Source organism: Martelella endophytica, from assembly GCF_000960975.1.
Classification (GTDB): domain Bacteria; phylum Pseudomonadota; class Alphaproteobacteria; order Rhizobiales; family Rhizobiaceae; genus Martelella; species Martelella endophytica.
Genome location: NZ_CP010803.1, coordinates 3,902,388 through 3,920,628, shown reverse-complemented (window position 1 = coordinate 3,920,628; position 18,241 = coordinate 3,902,388). Strand labels below are relative to the sequence as shown.

At 63.3% G+C, this 18,241-nt stretch carries 16 protein-coding genes; 15 read left to right on the top strand and 1 reads right to left on the bottom strand.

Annotated elements, in window-relative coordinates:
* Positions 1-49: 49 nt before the first annotated feature.
* The 13 genes from argS to TM49_RS18040 all read left to right on the top strand — a co-directional run bounded on the left by argS (position 50) and on the right by TM49_RS18040 (position 14,000).
* Positions 50-1,810 (top strand): arginine--tRNA ligase, encoded by a 1,761-nt coding sequence (gene argS, locus TM49_RS18100; protein ID WP_045683308.1) that lies wholly within the window; start codon positions 50-52, stop codon positions 1,808-1,810.
* 63 nt (positions 1,811-1,873) lie between these two features.
* Complete coding sequence (locus TM49_RS18095; protein ID WP_045683306.1) at positions 1,874-4,126, top strand: SPOR domain-containing protein; 2,253 nt, start codon at positions 1,874-1,876, stop codon at positions 4,124-4,126.
* 89 nt (positions 4,127-4,215) lie between these two features.
* Positions 4,216-5,232 carry a beta-N-acetylhexosaminidase gene (gene nagZ, locus TM49_RS18090; protein ID WP_045683304.1) on the top strand — a complete coding sequence of 339 codons (1,017 nt, stop codon included), beginning with the start codon at positions 4,216-4,218 and terminating at the stop codon, positions 5,230-5,232.
* Between the two features lie 11 nt (positions 5,233-5,243).
* Positions 5,244-6,074: a segregation and condensation protein A gene (locus TM49_RS18085; RefSeq protein WP_045683302.1), complete on the top strand. Its 831-nt coding sequence runs from the start codon at positions 5,244-5,246 to the stop codon at positions 6,072-6,074.
* Positions 6,071-6,784, top strand: a complete 714-nt coding sequence (scpB, locus tag TM49_RS18080; protein WP_082074801.1) for an SMC-Scp complex subunit ScpB — start codon at positions 6,071-6,073, stop codon at positions 6,782-6,784. Before TM49_RS18085 ends, scpB begins: the two co-directional genes overlap by 4 nt.
* A gap of 69 nt (positions 6,785-6,853) precedes the next feature.
* Positions 6,854-7,909, top strand: coding sequence for an ABC transporter ATP-binding protein (locus TM49_RS18075; RefSeq protein ID WP_244464753.1), 1,056 nt, complete (start codon positions 6,854-6,856; stop codon positions 7,907-7,909).
* Between the two features lie 36 nt (positions 7,910-7,945).
* A complete protein-coding gene (locus tag TM49_RS18070) occupies positions 7,946-8,149 on the top strand; it encodes a twin-arginine translocase TatA/TatE family subunit (RefSeq protein WP_045683298.1) in 204 nt (67 codons plus the stop codon).
* Between the two features lie 38 nt (positions 8,150-8,187).
* Positions 8,188-8,739 carry a Sec-independent protein translocase protein TatB gene (tatB, locus tag TM49_RS22755; RefSeq protein WP_052699928.1) on the top strand — a complete coding sequence of 184 codons (552 nt, stop codon included), beginning with the start codon at positions 8,188-8,190 and terminating at the stop codon, positions 8,737-8,739.
* Positions 8,739-9,557, top strand: a complete 819-nt coding sequence (gene tatC, locus TM49_RS18060; protein ID WP_045683296.1) for a twin-arginine translocase subunit TatC — start codon at positions 8,739-8,741, stop codon at positions 9,555-9,557. Before tatB ends, tatC begins: the two co-directional genes overlap by 1 nt.
* Positions 9,558-9,665: 108 nt before the next feature.
* Positions 9,666-10,949: a serine--tRNA ligase gene (serS, locus tag TM49_RS18055; protein WP_045683295.1), complete on the top strand. Its 1,284-nt coding sequence runs from the start codon at positions 9,666-9,668 to the stop codon at positions 10,947-10,949.
* Between the two features lie 3 nt (positions 10,950-10,952).
* Positions 10,953-11,714 (top strand): 5'/3'-nucleotidase SurE, encoded by a 762-nt coding sequence (gene surE / locus TM49_RS18050; RefSeq protein WP_045683293.1) that lies wholly within the window; start codon positions 10,953-10,955, stop codon positions 11,712-11,714.
* A gap of 11 nt (positions 11,715-11,725) precedes the next feature.
* Complete coding sequence (locus TM49_RS18045) at positions 11,726-12,379, top strand: protein-L-isoaspartate(D-aspartate) O-methyltransferase (protein WP_082074925.1); 654 nt, start codon at positions 11,726-11,728, stop codon at positions 12,377-12,379.
* 106 nt (positions 12,380-12,485) lie between these two features.
* Positions 12,486-14,000, top strand: a complete 1,515-nt coding sequence (locus TM49_RS18040) for a peptidoglycan DD-metalloendopeptidase family protein (protein ID WP_045683291.1) — start codon at positions 12,486-12,488, stop codon at positions 13,998-14,000.
* An 84-nt stretch (positions 14,001-14,084) separates the two neighbouring features.
* Here TM49_RS18040 and TM49_RS18035 read toward each other — a convergent pair whose 3' ends face one another.
* Positions 14,085-14,954, bottom strand: a complete 870-nt coding sequence (locus TM49_RS18035) for an ATP-binding protein (protein WP_144409609.1) — start codon at positions 14,952-14,954, stop codon at positions 14,085-14,087.
* A gap of 209 nt (positions 14,955-15,163) precedes the next feature.
* On the opposite strand from TM49_RS18035, the gene yajC reads away from it, so the two are divergent.
* Both yajC and secDF read left to right on the top strand, forming a co-directional pair.
* Complete coding sequence (gene yajC, locus TM49_RS18030; RefSeq protein WP_045683289.1) at positions 15,164-15,514, top strand: preprotein translocase subunit YajC; 351 nt, start codon at positions 15,164-15,166, stop codon at positions 15,512-15,514.
* A gap of 169 nt (positions 15,515-15,683) precedes the next feature.
* Positions 15,684-18,239 carry a protein translocase subunit SecDF gene (gene secDF / locus TM49_RS18025; protein WP_045683287.1) on the top strand — a complete coding sequence of 852 codons (2,556 nt, stop codon included), beginning with the start codon at positions 15,684-15,686 and terminating at the stop codon, positions 18,237-18,239.
* Positions 18,240-18,241 lie beyond the last annotated feature (2 nt).

Here is an 18,241-nt window from a genome sequence, read left to right as displayed (position 1 = left end):
CCGGCAACCAGTGCTTTTCGCCGTCCTCAGGGCGGCTGATGGATGTGACATGAACCTTTTTACCGACTTTGAACAAAGATTGAACGAGCGGCTGCTGACGGTCCCGGCGATTGCCGAGAAGCGCGATACCCTCGATTTCAAGCGTATCGTCGTCGAGCCCCCGCGCGATCCGAGCCATGGTGACATCGCGATCAACGCGGCGCTGGTGCTGTCGAAGCCGCTCGGCATGAAGCCGCGCGACCTGGCGGGCGAGATTGTCGCCGCGCTCGAATCCGATCCGGACTTCGAGGAGCTGTCGATTGCCGGCGCCGGCTTCATCAATATCCGCCTGTCGGCGGCCTGCTGGCAGCGTGTCCTGGTTGCGGCGATCACCGAGGGCGAGGACTTCGGACGCAGCACGGCGGGCGAGGGGCTGTCTATCAACGTCGAATACGTCTCGGCCAATCCGACCGGCCCGATGCATGTCGGCCATTGCCGTGGCGCCGTCGTCGGCGACACGCTGGCGAACGTGCTTGCCTATGCCGGCTTCGACGTCACCAAGGAATATTACATCAACGATGCAGGCGCCCAGATCGACGTTCTGGCGCGCTCCTGCTTCCTGCGCTACCGCGAGGCGCTTGGCGAGACAATTGGCGAAATCCCGGAAGGGCTCTATCCCGGCGACTATCTCGTCCCGGTCGGCGAGGCGCTGAAGGCCGAATTCGGTCCGTCGCTGCACAATCTTCCGGAAGACGAGTGGATGCCGATCGTCAAGGACCGGGCCATCGACGCGATGATGGTGATGATCCGCGAGGATCTCGCCGCCCTCAATGTCAAGCATGACGTGTTCTTCTCCGAGCGGACGCTGCATGCCGACGACGCGAGCCGGATCCGCGCCGCGATCAACGACCTGACTTTCAAGGGCCATGTCTACAAGGGCACGCTGCCGCCACCGAAGGGTCAGCTTCCCGAGGACTGGGAAGATCGCGAGCAGACCCTGTTCCGCTCGACCGAGGTTGGCGACGACATCGACCGGCCGCTGATCAAGTCGGACGGAAGCTACACCTACTTTGCCGCCGACGTTGCCTATTTCAAGGACAAGTTCGACCGCGGTTTCGACGAGATGGTCTACATCCTCGGCGCCGACCATGGCGGCTATGTTAAGCGCCTGGAAGCGCTGGCGAAGGCCGTTTCCGGCGACAGCGCCAAGCTCACCGTGCTGCTCTGCCAGCTGGTGAAACTGCTGCGCAACGGCCAGGAATTGAAGATGTCGAAGCGCTCCGGCAATTTCGTGACGCTGCGCGAAGTGGTCGATGAGGTCGGCCGCGACGCGGTTCGCTTCATGATGCTCTATCGCAAGAGCAGTGAGCCGCTCGATTTCGACTTCGCCAAGGTCACCGAACAGTCGAAGGACAACCCGGTCTTTTATGTACAGTATGCCCATGCGCGCTGCATGTCCGTGATGCGTCAGGCGGCGGAGACTTTCCCGGGGCTTGAGGTCGACAGTAACACGCTTGCCGATGCTGTTTCCGGCCGGATCGTTGAGCCTGAAGAACTGCGCATGATCGCAAAGCTTGCCGAATATCCGCGTGTCATCAATCAAGCGGCACTTACGCGCGAGCCACATAGACTTGCATTCTACCTGAATGACCTCGCCTCGCACTTTCATTCGCACTGGAACCGGGGTAAGGAAAAACAGGAATTACGATTTATTAACGATGAAGATCGACAATCGACGCTAGCAAAGTTGGGGCTGGTCCATGCGACGGCGGCGGTTCTGCGGTCCGGTCTCACGCTCATGGGAACCGAAGCGCCGCTCGAAATGCGCTAAAGACCCCCAACGCTTTTCCCGGATGTTGCCATCGGCAGCATCCGGCAGCATCGGTGGTGATATATGGCAGACAACAGGAAACCGGGTCCCGCTTTCGGAAAGCCCGGAGACATCGATCACGACGATCCCTTTGCGGAGCTCGCAAGGCTGATCGCGCCCGAGGGCGGCTCGCGCCCGCGCGATGATCGGCGGTCGCCTGTCGAGCCGGAGGTTTCCGACGACCTGACCGACGAGCTTCTGCGCGGCTTCGAGCTTCCGGAGGTCGGCCCCGAGCCGACGCCGGAACCGGAACCAGCAAGGCCCTATTACGAGTTCGTCTCCTTCGAGCCGGTCACTTATCCGCCGCAGGAGCCCGAAGACGCGTATTTCCCTGCAGACGAGGAGCCAGCCGTTCCGGATGTGCCCGAGGCGCTTGCCGATGAGCTGGAGCGCTCCTTCGCCGCACTCGATTTCGACGAGCCGGAGGAAACGACGGCGCGAGGCACCGCGGAGCGCGCGCCCCAGCCTGAGCCCGCCGTCGTGCCGGATTATCGGTTTTACCGCGAAGACCAGGCCTTCTTGTCGGAAGACGAGCCGGCGCCCGTCGAGGATGATCCCTTCGAGGGCGGGTTCGTGTTCGAGCCTGTCGACGAGGAGCCCGAGCCAGTGGCTTCCGATGAGCCCGTGCCGCCGCAGGAGACGGCGCAGCATGCCGTGGAAGACGATCTGGCGCTCGATCTGGAGGAACTCGAGCTTGAGCTTTCCGATATCGAGCTGCCGCCCGAGGACAATGTCGGTCCGCTGGAAACCGTGGCCTCTGACGAGGAGCCGCAGGACGATGTCTTCGACCCCGCGGCACTGATTTCCACCGAGGAACCGCCGAAGCCGGTGGATGAGCTCGACCTGCCGCGCATGGCGGAGGATGAGCCGCCGGTTGCCGCTGGTCCTGAACCCTATGAATTCGATCTCGACGAAGAGCTGGCCGATGTGATGGCGGGCCATGCCGTCGATCCGCTTCACCAAAGCGCTGCGCCCGAAGAGCCGCCGCTCGAAGAGCAGGGCGTCGCCTTCGCTGCCGCTGGCTCGGCCGGCTATGGCAACAATATCGAGACGGTGCTCGATGATGATTTCCAGTATGACCTGCAGCAGAGCGAGGCTCAGCCGGTCTACACCGTAGAGGACCAGGAATATGACGACGAGCGCCGTCCGGGCGCTGCGACCGTCACCTTCATGGGCTACGGGCGGGTGTTGCTTGCCAGCCTGATCGGCCTTGTCGTGGTCGTCCTGCTGGTGTTTGCCGGCATGCGCTATTTCCGCGAGGAGGGGCTCGACGAGCCGCTGGTGATCACCGCCGATAATTCGAGCGTCAAGGAAGCGCCGGAAGATCCCGGCGGCGAGGTGGTGCCCAATCAGGACAACGCCGTCTTCAACAACGTGACGAGCACGCTTGGCGGTGAGCCGCGCCAGGACACGCTGATCGCTTCCGACGAGCAGCCGACCGACGTCGACGCCGTTGCACCCAATCCGATTGCCGATAGTGCGGCAAACGGCAATGCGCCCGCCGACGCCAGCACCGACACCGGCGGCGTCGAGCCGCGGCGTGTCAGGACCATCATCGTCCGTCCCGATGGAACGCTTGTCGAGCGCAGCGCCGACGGCACCTCCACGCCGGCCGGAGACACCACCTCCACCGGTGGCGCGCGCGGCATCGAGACTGTCACGGCTCTACCGGACGGTAACGGACGCCTGGTCGTACCCGGCAGCAGCGACAATACCGGAGCCGCCTCGACCACGGTCGAGCCGCCTGCCATCGATGATGACGGCGCGCAAGAGCCTTCGCTGGTCGCGCCAGCCACGGATGCGGAAACGCCAGTACCTGGCGATGCGGCCGAAACCGATGTGGCAACAGCCGAAGAGCAGGCCGCTCCTGTCGGTGATCTGGGCATACCCAACCCGCCGGTCCCGACACGGCGTCCGCCCCGCCCCGCGGGAAGTGCCGCCGCAACGGCATCCGCCCCGACGCAAACGGCAAGTGCCGCGCCGGCGGCTGCAGCACCGGCGGCCACCGCGCCGACCTCGACCGCCCAGCCTTCGCTTGCCTATGCTATGCAGATTGCCTCTCTGCCCTCCGAGCAGGAGGCACGGCAGGCCTATCAGCGGCTCGCCGCGCAGCATCCCTCGCTGCTCGGGCGGCGCCCGGCGGAATTCGTGCCGGCGACGATCGCGGGCAAGGGCACCTATTACCGGGTGCGCATCGGCGCCAACAGCCTTTCGGAGGCCATCTCGCTTTGCGAAGCCTACAAGGCAGAGGGCGGAAGCTGCTTCGTGCCGCGCTGAGGCCCGTTTCAACCCGCTAAGGCCCAAGAAAGCTGTGCATTGATGCGGTTGCCACTCGGGCTTTTCAGACGGCTTGCTATGATTCGCCGATGACAGACACACGCAAAGCCATGATTCTCGGCCTCAGCGGCCCCGTGCTAACGCCGGCCGAGAAAGCCTTCTTCGGCGCCGCCCAACCCTGGGGCTTCATTCTTTTCGGCCGCAATGTCGAAAGCCTCGAACAGGTGCGGGCGCTGGTCGAGGACGCGCGCTCGGCGGTGGGCTGGCAGGCACCGGTGCTGATCGATCAGGAGGGCGGCACGGTGCGCCGGCTGAGGCCGCCGCTGGTGCGCGACTATCCAGCCGCCGATGTCATCGGAGCTCTCTTTGCCGAAAGGCCCGAGGTTGCCCGGGAGGCCGCCTGGGCGACCGGCCGTCTGATGGCCGCCGATCTCTTCGCGCTCGGCATCGATATCGACTGTGCACCGGTCCTCGACATGCCGCCGGAGGCGGGCTCGGGCTTTATCGCGCGGCGCGCCTATGGCAGCACGCCGCAGCAGGTAACGACGATGGCCCAGGCCGTGGCCGATGGCCTTGTGGCGGGCGGTGTGCAGCCGGTCGTCAAGCATATTCCGGGGCATGGACGCGGCTTCGCCGATTCCCACAAGGATCTTCCGGTGGTCGATGCGCCGCTCGAAGTGCTCCGGCAGACCGATTTCCGACCGTTTTCCGAATTGCAGGGCATCCGCATGGCGATGACCTGCCATTGCGTCTTCTCCGCGGTCGATCCGTATTTCCCGGCCTCTGCGTCGCGCAAGGTCATGGAGGAAATCATCCGCGGCGAAATCGGCTTTGACGGGCTGGTAATGTCCGATGATATCTCGATGAATGCGCTGTCCGGCGATATCGCCGATAGGGCGAAGGCGGTGCTCGGCTCAGGCCTCGACATCGTTCTGCATTGCAACGGCGTTATGGCTGAGATGGAAATGGTTGCGGGCGTTGCGCCGGCGCTTTCAGGCGCTTCGCTCGCGCGGGCGAACGACGTCATCGAGGCCCGGCCGGCTCCGGATGATGCGGACCTTGCCGCACTCGGCCGAAAGCTCGACGACATTCTGGCGATGGCATAGCAGGAAGGGCGATGCAGCAGACCTTCTTTCCCGAGACAGAGACACCTCTGGTCGAGCTTCGCGCGACCGGTGAGGCGGTGCTCGTCATCGATGTCGGCGGCTTCGAAGGGCCGCTCGACCTGCTGCTGCATCTCGCCCGCACCCAGAAGGTCGACCTTGCCCGGATTTCGGTGCTCGCGCTTGCCGAACAGTATCTCGCCTTCATCGAACAGGCCCGGCAGATTCGGCTGGAGCTCGCCGCAGACTATCTCGTCATGGCGGCCTGGCTCGCCTATCTGAAGTCGCGCCTGCTGATCCCGAAACGCAGCAACGACGAGGAGCCTTCGGGCGAGGATATGGCGGCGACGCTTGCTTTCCGGCTCAAGCGGCTGGAAGCGATGCGCGATGCCGCCGCGAGCCTCGTCAATCGCAACCGTCTCGGTCGCGATGTCTTCCAGCGCGGCGCGCCGGAGCACATACCGGACGAGACCGGCTCGGCCTATTCCGCGACGCTCTACGAGCTTCTCGATGCCTATGCCAATATGCGCCAGCGTCAGGCCGTCAGCGAGGTTACCATCGCACGGCGCCTTGTCTGGTCGCTGACCGATGCCCGCGAACTGCTGCAAAGCATGATCGGCGAGATCGGCGAATGGACGGCGCTCGATCGCTACCTGCTGCGCTATCTCTCCCGCCCGGAGGAAATGCGCACGGCGATCGCCAGCACCTTTGCCGCCTCGCTGGAGCTTGTCCGCGAGGGATCGCTCGACCTGAAGCAGGACCAGCCGTTTGCGCCGATCCTGATGCGACGCGGCAGCCGCAAGCCGGTCGAAACACGTCCTCCCGCAGGGGAGGCGGCGGAATGAGCGAGCCTGACGAACCTATCGAAGAGACCGACGCCGGCGTGGAGGTCAGCCCCGAGCTTCTGCTTGAGGCGGAGCGCATTGCCGAGGCGCTGGTTTTCGCCTCGTCGGAGCCGGTCAGCGAGGCCTATATCGCCGAGCGCATTCCCGATGGTGTCGATGTCGGTGCCACCATGGAGCGCATCGCCGTGCTCTACGAAAATCGCGGCGTCAATCTGGTGCGGGTCGAAAATCTCTGGGCTTTCCGCACAGCGCCCGATCTCTCCTTCGTCATCCATCGCGGCGAGCGCGAGGCGCGCAAGCTGTCGCGCGCTGCGCTCGAAGTGCTGGCGATCATCGCCTATCACCAGCCGGTGACCCGCGCCGAAATCGAGGAAATCCGTGGCGTCCAGACCTCGAAGGGAACGCTGGATGTTTTGATGGAAGCTGGCTGGGTGCGGTTTCGCGGGCGTCGGCGCACGCCGGGCCGCCCGGTGACCATGGGCACGACGCCATCCTTCCTCGATCATTTCGGCCTGGAGGAGATCCGTGACCTTCCGGGGCTTGAGGAACTGAAGGGCGCCGGCCTGCTTTCCGGTCGCATTCCCTCCGATTTCCAGATCCCGTTGCCGCTTCAGGACGATGATGAACTGGCCGAGGACGAGGATCCGCTGCAGGCCTCCGATCTCGAGGAACTCGGCCTTTTGACACCGGGCGGCAAACATGATGAATAGACTCTGGATAAACAGCCGGTCCTAGCCGGTTCAGTCTCTGGAGCGAACATGAACGTTGCGGCGCGCCAAATGGGTCAGACTGCGGCCCGGCTGCGGTTCGAAAACATCCGCCATGGCTATGACCACCGTGATGTCATTTCCGATGTGACGCTTGAGGCCCATCCGGGCGAGGTGCTCTGCCTTCTCGGTCCCTCCGGCTCCGGCAAGAGCACGCTTCTGCGCATCGCCGCCGGTCTTGAAATGCCGCGCGGCGGCAGGCTGCTGATCGACGGCGCCACAGTGGCGGGGGCAGGGGCGTTCCTGCCGCCTGAGAAGCGTGGAATCGGCCTGATGTTCCAGGATTTCGCCCTGTTCCCGCACATGACCGTCATCGCCAATGTGGCCTTCGGGCTCGCGCATCTGCCGAAGCTGAAGCAGGTCGAGGCTGCGCGCGAGGCGCTCTTTCGGGTTGGGCTCGCCGGTTACGAGGGAAAGTACCCGCACATGCTTTCCGGTGGCGAGCAGCAGCGCGTGGCGCTGGCCCGCGCACTGGCGCCGCGTCCTGCCGTTCTGATGATGGATGAGCCGTTTTCCGGACTCGATGCCCGGCTGAAGGATCAGGTGCGGGCCGATACGCTGGCCATCCTGCGCGAAAGCGGCGCGACCGTCATCATCGTTACCCACGACCCGGAAGAGGCAATGGGCATGGCCGACCGGATCGCTCTGCTGAAGGATGGCGCCTTGGTGCAACAGGGCACGCCGCACGATCTTTTCGTTCATCCCGAGACGCTTTTCGCGGCTTCTTTCTTTTCTGAAATCAACATCTTGCCGGGTGTTGTTGAGGGCGGCTCTCTGATGACCCCGCTGGGTGCGATGGCCATTTCCAGACCCGATGGCCCGGTTACGATTGCCGTGCGCCACTCCGACATTCGGGTGCTTTCGCATCAGACTGACGGCGCGATTGCCGCTGAAATAACCGGTCGGCGCTATCTTGGCACGGCCGAACATCTGGATTTGCAGGTCGATGGTCACCATATCCGTGCCCGCATCGGTGCCGGGCTTTTGCAGAAGGGCGCGGTCAGGGTTTTCGTGGAAGTGGCACCTCAGTCGATTTTGGTGTTTGAAAATCCTGATCAAACGTCATAAACCAGACACCAAAAGGGAAACAGGAGTATCTGACCTATGGGTAATCTCGGTATTTGGCAGTTGCTGATCATTCTCGCAATTGTCGTTCTGCTTTTCGGCCGTGGCAAGATTCCGGAGCTGATGGGCGATGTCGCAAAGGGCATCCGCAGCTTCAAGAAGGGCATTGCCGACGAGGACGAGAAGCCTTCCGACAGCAACAAGACTGTCGAGCACAAGGCCGACGAGACCAAGCAGGGCTGACCGCGGGGCAGCCCGCGGCTGCCTTCAGGAGAATTTGAATGCTGGACATTGGCTGGACGGAGCTGCTCGTCGTGGCAATCGTGCTGATTGTCGTCGTCGGCCCGAGGGAGCTGCCCCACGTTCTCAGAACCTTCGGCAAGACGATGACGCAGTTCCGGCGCATGGCTTCGGACTTCCGGTCGCAGATGGATGACGCCTTGAAAGAGGCGGATATGGAAGATGTCTCGGCGGCCATGCGGGATGTGCGGAAGCTCAACCCCGCCAATCAGCTGCGCGACGCGATGAACCCCTTGCGGCAGACCGCGCGTGATCTTCAGAAAGATTTGAAGAAGTCGACCTCGCTCGAGACCAAGGTGCCGTCCAAGGCCGATGGTCCGGAACTTCCCAAGACCTCCTATCCCACACCCGGCAACGCGCCGAAGCTCGACCCCGTCACCATCTTCGACAAGGTCAGCAAGAAGGAAGAGGCTGAGGACGTCGCGCTGGTGTCCGTCCGCCAGGAGAAGAGTCTCGTCAGCCGCAAGCCGGGCTTCAAGCCCGTCGCGCGACCGGTCAAATCGAAGAGTTCCGGCAAGCGGAGGGGCAGCTGATGAGTGCCGGCAACGATATCGAAGACAAGCCGCAGCCGCTGATCGAGCATCTGATGGAGCTGCGCCGGCGGCTGGTGTGGTCGCTCGCGGCCTTCTTCATCGGTTTCCTGATCTGTTTCTTCTTCGCCAAAGATCTCTTCAACCTGTTGGTTTTGCCCTATAAATGGGCCGTCATCTGGTCCGGCTTCGATCCGGAAAAGATGCAGCTCATCTACACCGCCCCACAGGAATTCCTGTTTACCCAGATCAAGATCTCATTTTTCGGCGGCTTGCTGATCGCCTTCCCGGTGATCGCCTTCCAGGTCTATTCCTTCGTTGCCCCCGGTCTTTACCGCAACGAACGGTCGGCCTTCCTGCCCTTCCTGATCGCGTCTCCCGTCCTGTTCATCATCGGTGGTGCGATCGTCTATTTCTTCCTGATCCCGATGGTGATGCTGTTCTTCCTCGGCATGCAGCAGGCGCCGGAAGGCGGCGAGGTGGCGATTTCTCTGCTGCCGAAGGTTTCGGAATATCTGAGCCTGATCATGTCGCTGGTGCTGGCCTTCGGGCTGGTGTTCCAGCTTCCCGTGGTCACGACGCTTTTGACGCGCGCCGGCCTCACCAATGCCAAGTGGCTCGCCAAGCAGCGCAAGTTTGCGATCGTCATCGCCTTCATCGTCGCCGCCGTGCTGACGCCGCCCGATCCGCTGTCACAGCTCGGCCTCGCGCTTCCCACCCTCTTGCTCTACGAAGTGGCGATCTATGCCGCCAAGCTGGTCGAGCGTGGCCGCAAGCCGGAGACCGAAGAGACGGAAGCAGCCGAAGACGATACAGTTTAACCGACAAAGCCAGAGCGCATATCTTGCGCTTTCAGGGCGAGTTGGGCACAAGTGGGCCGCCGGCGGAATGAACGCCGGCGGTTTTTTCTTTGTCAGAAAGCTGGAACGATGCTCGATATCAAATGGATTCGCGAAAACCCGGAGGCGCTCGACAAGGCGCTTGCTGCGCGCGGTGCCGAACCGCTCGCCGAAAAGATCGTCGAACTTGATGAGAAGCGCCGTTCCGTGGTTCAGCGTCTCCAGGACATGCAATCCCGCCGCAACGCCGCCTCGAAGGAAATCGGCGCGGCGATGGGCCGCAAGGATACGGAGACCGCGGAAAAGCTGAAGGCCGAGGTGGCCGAGATCAAGACCACCATGCCGCAGGCCGAGGAAGAGGAGCGGGCGGCGAGCGCCGCGCTTGACGCGCTGCTTGCCGGCATCCCCAATGTTCCGCTTGCCGATGTGCCGGTCGGCAAAGATGAGGCCGATAATGTCGAGGTCCGCCAGTGGGGCAAGAAGCCCGGCTGGAATCACCCGGCGAAGGAGCACTTCGAGATCGGCGAGGCCCTTGGCGGCATGGATTTCGAGCGGGCGGCGAAGCTTTCGGGCTCGCGCTTCACGGTGCTGACCGGCGCCTTTGCCCGACTGGAACGCGCGCTCGGCCAGTTCATGATCGACATGCACACCGGCGAGCACGGCTATGAGGAAGTCAGCCCGCCGCTTCTGGTGCGTGATACAGCCCTCTATGGAACGGGGCAGCTCCCGAAATTCGCCGACGATCTGTTCAGGGCCTCGGAGGATCGCTGGATGATCCCGACGGCCGAAGTGCCGCTCACCAATCTGGTGGCCGGTGAAATCCTGCCGGCAGAAAAGCTGCCGCTGCGCTACACCGCGCTCACCTATTGCTTCCGCTCGGAGGCGGGTTCTGCAGGGCGCGACACGCGCGGCATGCTGCGCCAGCACCAGTTCCTGAAGTGCGAGATGGTCTCGATCACCGATGCCGAATCATCGCTCGACGAGCTGGAGCGGATGACGTCGGCCGCCGAGGACGTGCTGAAGAAGCTTGGCCTGCATTATCGGGTGATGGCGCTTTCGACGGGTGATATGGGCTTTTCGGCCCGCAAGACCTACGACCTTGAGGTCTGGCTGCCGGGGCAGAACAGCTATCGCGAGATTTCGTCCTGCTCGGTTTGCGGCGATTTCCAGGCGCGGCGGATGAATGCGCGCTACCGGGCGAAGGACGAAAAGCAGACCACCTTCGTGCACACGCTGAACGGTTCCGGCGTCGCCGTCGGCCGTGCTCTGATCGCGGTTGTCGAGAACTACCTCAACGAGGATGGTTCCGTCACGGTGCCGGAGGTTCTGGTGCCCTATATGGGTGGCCTGACGAAGATCGAGGCACAGGGCTGAACCATGCGTATCCTGTTGACCAATGACGACGGCATTCATGGCCCCGGCCTTGAAATGCTGCAGAGCCTTGCTGCGCAACTTTCCGGCGACGTCTGGACGGTGGCGCCGGAGACTGACCAGAGCGGGCTTGCGCATTCGCTGACCCTGTCGGAGCCCCTGCGGCTGCGCCAATACGGCGAGAAGCAATATGCGCTGCGCGGCACGCCCACCGACTGCGTGATCATGGCGGTGCGCGAAGTGCTGCCCGGTCCGCCCGATCTGATTCTCTCCGGCATCAATTCAGGCGCCAACATGGCCGATGACGTCACCTATTCCGGCACCATCGCCGCCGCCATCGAGGGCACGCTCCAGGGTGTGCGCTCTATCGCGCTCAGCCAGGAGGGCATCTACGAGAACGGCCGCAGCTTCCCGTGGGAAGTCGGCGAGCGTCACGCCGTGGCCCTTCTGAAGAAGCTCATGACGCTGGAGCTGCCGAAAGGCACCTTCCTCAACGTCAATTTCCCGGCCTGCGCGCCGGAGGCGGTGAAGGGCACCAGGGTGACGACGCAGGGCAAGCTCGAATCGGGCCTGACGGTGGAAAAGCGTGCCGATGGCCGCGGTCTGCCCTATTACTGGCTCGGCTTCCGCGAGCGTCTCGCCGATTTCGATGCCGACAGCGATCTTGAGGCCGTGCACGACAACTACATCTCCGTCACGCCGCTGAAGCTCGACTTGACCGATTACGCGGTTCGCGACAGGATCACGAAAGCTCTCGGCAAATCGTGAAAGAGAATCAGGTGGCTACCAAGCTTCAGGAACGCGAGGGGTTCGCAGCCCTGGTCATGCAGCTCAGAAGCAGCGGCGTGACCAATCTCGATCTCCTGGCCGCCGTCGAGGCGACGCCGCGCTCGCTGTTCACCCCGTCGCATCTGACGCCCTATGCCTATAGCGGGCGCTCGCTTCCGATCGAATGCGGCGCCTTCATGGAAAGTGCCGATCTCGCCATCCGCCTCCTCGATCTCCTGCGGCTGAAGCCTGGGCAGCGGGTGCTGGAGGTGGGAACCGGTTCCGGTTACACTGCCGCCATCATCGGCCGCATCGTCGAGCGGGTTCTCAGCGTCGAGCGCTATCGCACGCTGACGGAAAATGCCCGCCAGCGGATGAGCGAGCTCGGCCTCAGGAGCGTGGTCCTGCGCCAGGCCGATGGCCGCGAGGGGCTGAGCGGCGAGGGCACCTTCGACCGCATCTTCTACACCGTCGCGCTTCCCGAAATTCCCCGTGCCCGTGTCGAGCAACTCGTCTCCAACGGCGTCATCATGGCGCCGCTGCTGCGCGAAGGCGCGCCGCCACTGATGGTGCGCATGACGCGGATTGGCAGCCGGTTCGAACGACAGGATCTGTTCGAAGTGCCTTATCTCGCAGCTGAGCGCGGCGTTTCCAAATCGCTCTGATCGTCGACCTGACGGAAATTTTGGCAAAACGCGGGCCTTTAACCCGACGGTAACTGTGTTGCGTTTAAAACCAGTGCAGTTTCAGTTCTAGCGTACAGGTCGGTTCATGCGTATTTCTGGTATGCCGGAAGTCGGCAAGGCAACACAAGGTTTCATGCTCGTTTCGGCACTAGCCGTTCTGGCAGCCGGTTGCAGCTCCGAGAGCGCCCGTTTTGGGGGCAGTCCCGATACCATGACAACGGGCTCGGTGGCTCCGCGTCCCACTTATCAGCAGCTCGTTCCCCCGGAAAATGTCGGCGGTGGTGGCTATCAGACGGCGCAGACATACGGCGATCCCGTGGTCAGCCGTCAGCCGATCAACACCGCAACGACCGCCGGTTCCGGCGCGCGCATGGCGACAACGCCGGTTTCGGTGCAGAGCAGTTCACTGCCGCCGCCGAGCCAGCCGGTCCAGACCGCAGCGCTTGCCCAGCCGGCCAATCCCTCCACCACCTATAGCCAGCCTTCCGTTGGCGCACCGAGCACGCTTCCTTCGCAGACGCAGGATGTCGCGACCAAGCGGGTGATGCTTCGTGGCGACGAGACGCTTTCCCAGTTCGCCGCCCGCAACGGCGTTTCCGAACAGGATATCCTCAGCGCCAACGGCATGACCAGCGCCTCGCAGGTGCGGCCCGGCCAGGTTCTGCTTGTGCCGATGCTGACCACTCAGCCGGGTGTCGCCAAGACTGCCAGCCAGTCGCAGGGTCTCGTGCCGACGACGCCGCAACCGGCGCCGACGAACACGCCGGACCAGCGTGTCGCGGTTCTCCCGACGACACCGACAACCCGCGAGGGCGTGCAGTCTTCGAGCGCTACTGCATCGCGCACCAACGAGAGCGGTGCCGGCAGTGCGCCTCAGGGCGGTACCTATACGGTGCAGAGCGGCGACAGCCTCTACAAGATCGCGGTCGCCAACGGCGTCACGGTCGATGCGCTGAAGGCCGCGAACGGGCTTTCGAACACCAATATCCGCATCGGTCAGAAGCTGGTGATCCCGACCGGGGCCGCTCCGCCCCAGCCGGTCGAACCTGTGCAGACGGCCGCAACGCCACAGAGCCAGCCGCAGACTGCCGCGCCCCAGCAACAGGCCGCCGCCTCCGACAATCCGAAGCCCTATCAGCCGCCGGCCGTCGAACAGAAGGCCGTGGTCGAGGAGGCTGCCGTGCGCCCCGATGCCGGCGAGGCTGTCCCTGAAGGAACGGGAATTTCCACCTATCGCTGGCCCGCCAAGGGCGCCGTGGTGGTCAGCTTCGGCCAGGCGGATGGCGATAGCATCTCCGAGGGTATCGATATCTCGGTTCCCGCCGGAACCCCGATCAAGGCGGCGGAGAACGGCGTTGTCGTCTATGCCGATGATGGGCTTTCGGATTACGGCAATGCCATCCTGATCCGCCATGACGACGGCCGGGTGACGGTTTACGGCTATGCCGAGCAGCTGAACGTCAAGCGCGGCGACAGCGTCCAGCGCGGCCAGACCATCGCTGTCTCCGGTATGACCGGCAAGGCCCAGCGGCCGATGGTTCACTTCGAGGTCCGCGAAAACACCAAGGCTGTCGACCCGATGCAGTATCTGAACGGGTAAAGGCTGGTCTCATTTTTGAGCCTTCAGCGGCGCGTCCGGAAGTTCCGGGCGCGCCGTTGCTTTTGGAGCTCAAAGTGGAAAAGTCTAAAAAGTCAGATGTTTGCGCTGGCGTCCTGCGATGTCCTGGATGAACTGCCAGGCGACGCGGCCGGAGCGGCCGCCGCGGGTGGTGGCCCAGGTGAGGGCTTCGGCGTGAAGGTCGTCGCCCTCCAGGCCGAAATGGGCGGCGTAGCCGTCGATCATTGCCAGGTAATCGTCCTGACTGCATTTGTGGAAGCCGAGCCAGAGGCCGAAACGGTCGGAGAGCGAAACCTTTTCCTCGACCGCTTCCGATGGATTGATGGCGGTGGAACGCTCGTTCTCGATCATGTCGCGCGGCATCAGGTGGCGGCGGTTGGACGTGGCGTAGAGCAGGACATTCTCCGGCCGGCCTTCCACGCCGCCGTCGAGCGCAGCCTTCAGCGACTTGTAGGCCGCGTCGTCATGATCGAAGGACAGGTCGTCCGAAAACAGCAGGAAGCGGTATTGCGAGCCCTTGAGGATGTCGAGCAGGGTGGCAAGTGTGCCGATATCCTCTCGGTAGAGTTCGACCAGCTTCAGCGGCAATTTCCTGTCGTCGGCGATCTCGGCATGGATGGCCTTGACCAGCGAGGACTTGCCCATGCCGCGCGCGCCCCATAGCAGAGCGTTGTTGGCGGGAAAGCCCTCCGCGAAGCGGAGCGTGTTTTCGTAGAGGATGTCGCGGACGTGATCGACACCGCGGATCAGCGACAGCGAGACGCGGGCCGGCCGCGGCACGGGCGCGAGATACGAGGTTTCCGGTTTCCAGACAAAACAGTCGGCCGCATCGAGGTCACTTTCGCGCGGGGCGGGGCCGGCCATGCGATCCAGCGCATCGGCGATGCGTCTCATTTCGGCCATCAGAGCCTTTGTCGTTTCCTTGCCCAATTTCATCTCCACTGTCTTCCGGGTGGCTTAACTGTTGCCAGATTTTCGTTTTTCGCGGCCCGCGCAAGGGCGAATCCGGGGAAAAATGGCCAGTCGGCAGCAAAACAAGCCATTCGCCGAACGCTTTTGTTTGCATTGAACGGGCCTCCGACTATATACCGGCGACACATCGTGGGGCCTGAGCCCCGGTAATGGTTTGAGGAGTTTTGAGCGACATGTTTAGCACGGCTTACGCCCAGGCGGCAGGCGCCGGTAGCCCGATGGGCTCCGGTCTGGAAATGATTTTCCTGTTCGTGCCGCTGATGGCCATCTGGTACTTCCTGCTGATCCGGCCGCAGCGCCGGCAGGCGAAGAAGCGGCAGGAGACCCTTTCGGCCATCCGTCGCGGCGACCAGGTCGTAACCGCCGGTGGCATCGTCGGAAAGGTTACCAAGGTCGTTGACGACAACGAACTCGAGGTCGAAATCGCCGAAGGCATCCGCACCCGCATCATGCGCAGCTACGTTTCCGAGGTCCGGGTCAAGGGTGAGCCGGTCAAGACCGAAGATCCGAAGGCCAAGGCCTGATGCTGTGTCCGGCCGCCGCTTTGTTCAGAAGCGCCGCGTGCCGGAACCGCATGTATTGACTGCTGCCCGCTGGCTTCAGGCTTTCGCCTGAGCTGCGGGCCGCGTCTTGTTACGGCGCCGCCCTCAAGAGCGCAGCCGACCGATCTGAAACGGACGAACCGAGACCTTCATGCTGTACTTTTCCCGCTGGAAGACCCTTTTTATCTGGCTAGTCGTGGTGTTGGGCATTGTCATTGCCGTGCCGAACCTGTTTTCCGACCAGCAACTGGCCAAGCTTCCCGGCTGGGTTCCTGACAGCAAGGTCACGCTCGGTCTCGACCTTCAGGGCGGTTCCTACATCATGCTGCAGGTCGATCGCAGCGATATCGTCGCCGACCGGATGAACACGCTGGTCGATGACATGCGCTCCGATCTGCGCGATGCCCAGGTCCGCTACACCGGCCTTTCCGGCACGGGCGAGACCGCACAGGTCCGCATCACCGATCCGGCGCAGTATCAGGCGGCGCAGACGGCGCTGGAGCCGCTGGCGGAATACATCAATGCCGGCACGCTGAATGGCGGCAGTTTCCAGGAAGTGTCGATCACCGATGACGGCAATGGCCTCTTCAGGCTGACGCTGACGGATGCCGGCATCAATTATCGCATGCGCTCCGCCGTCGAGCAGTCGATCGAGGTGGTGCGCCGCCGCGTCGATGAACTCGGCACCACGGAACCGCTCATCCAGCGCCAGGGCGACGACCGCATCATCGTGCAGGTACCGGGCCTCAGCGATCCGCAGCGCCTGAAGGCGCTTCTGAACAAGACCGCCAAGCTGACCTTCCACATGGTCGACACCACCGTGTCGCCGCAGGATGCCATCGAAGGCCGTCCGCCGGCCGGCGACCAGGTGCTCTATTCGATGGATGACCCGCCGGTACCGTATGTGATCGAGAAGCGGGCGCTGATCTCGGGCGAAGATCTTGTCGACGCCAAGGCATCCTTCGACCAGCGCACCAACGAGCCGGTCGTCAACTTCCGCTTCGATTCGCGCGGCGCCCAGCGCTTTGCCCAGGCAACCCAGCAGAATGTCGGCCGTCCCTTCGCCATCGTGCTCGACGACCAGATCGTCTCTGCTCCGGTCATCAATGAACCGATCCTTGGCGGTTCGGGCCAGATTTCCGGCAACTTCTCGGTTCAGGGCGCCAACGACCTTGCCGTCCTGCTGCGCGCCGGTGCGCTGCCGGCGACGCTGACGGTGGTCGAGGAACGCACCGTCGGCCCGAGCCTCGGTGCCGATTCGATCCGCGCCGGCGTCATGGCCTCGGTCATCGGTGCCGCTGCCGTCGTCGTCTTCATGATGGTTTTCTACGGAATGTTCGGCCTCATCGCCAACATCGCCCTGTTCTTCAACATCGTGCTGCTGATCGCCATCCTCAGCCTGATCGGCTCCACCCTGACGCTGCCGGGTATCGCCGGTATCGTGCTGACCATCGGTATGGCGGTCGACTCAAACGTGCTGATCTACGAGCGTATCCGCGAGGAGCGACGGAACGGGCGCAATCTGGTTCAGGCGATTGACGCTGGCTTCTCGCGCGCCTTCGGCACCATCATCGACGCCAACGTAACGACGCTGATCGCCGCGGTGATCCTGTTCTTCCTCGGATCGGGTCCGGTTCGCGGCTTCGCCGTCACGCTCGCCATCGGCATCATCACCACGATCTTCAGCGCCTACTACCTAACGCGCTGGATGATTTCCGAGTGGGTGCGTCGCCGCCGGCCGAAGGAACTGCCGAAGGGCATCCGCACCGGCATGTTTGACGGCATCAACTTCTCCTTCATGAACTTTCGCCGGATTTCGTTCGCGGCCTCGGCGATCCTGACGGTTGCCTCTGTCGTCGGCTTCGGCGTCCATGGCATGAACCTCGGCATCGACTTCACCGGCGGCTCCGTCGTGCAGGTCGAGGCCAAGGACGGCACGGCCGATCTCGGCCAAATCCGCTCGACGGTCAACGAACTCAATATCGGCGCGGTGCAGGCGCAGGGCTTCGGCGCCGAATCGGACGCGCTGATCCGCATTCCCGCCCAAGGCGGCGGTGCCAATGCCGAGCAGAGTGCGATTGCCAAGGTGCGTGATGCGCTGCAGAACGACTACACCTTCTCGCGTGTCGAGGTCGTCGGGCCGGTCGTCTCCGGCGAGCTGACGCGTTCGGCCACGATCGGCGTTCTCGCCTCGCTTGCCGCGATCCTGATCTACATCTGGTTCCGGTTCGAGTGGCAGTTCGCCGTCGGCGCCATCATCGCCACGGCGCATGACGTGTTGCTGACCATCGGTATCTTCGTGCTGACAGGAGTGGAGTTCAATCTCACCAGTATCGCCGCCGTGCTGACCATCGTCGGCTATTCGCTGAACGATACGGTGGTCGTCTACGACCGCGTGCGTGAAAACCTCAGACGCTATCAGAAGATGCCGCTGCCGGAGCTGATCGATATCTCGATCAACCACACGCTGTCGCGTACCATCCTGACGGCGGTGACGACGATGCTGGCGCTTGCCGCGCTCTATGTGTTTGGCGGCGAGGTCATCCGTTCCTTCACCTTCGCCATGCTGTTCGGCGTCGCGATCGGCACCTATTCGTCGATCTATATCGCGGCACCTGTGCTGATCGCCTTCCGGCTGCGCCCCGACACCTTCAAGAAGAAGGACGAGGACGCGGCGGAAGCAGCCGGCACGGAGGCCAAGGTCTGACG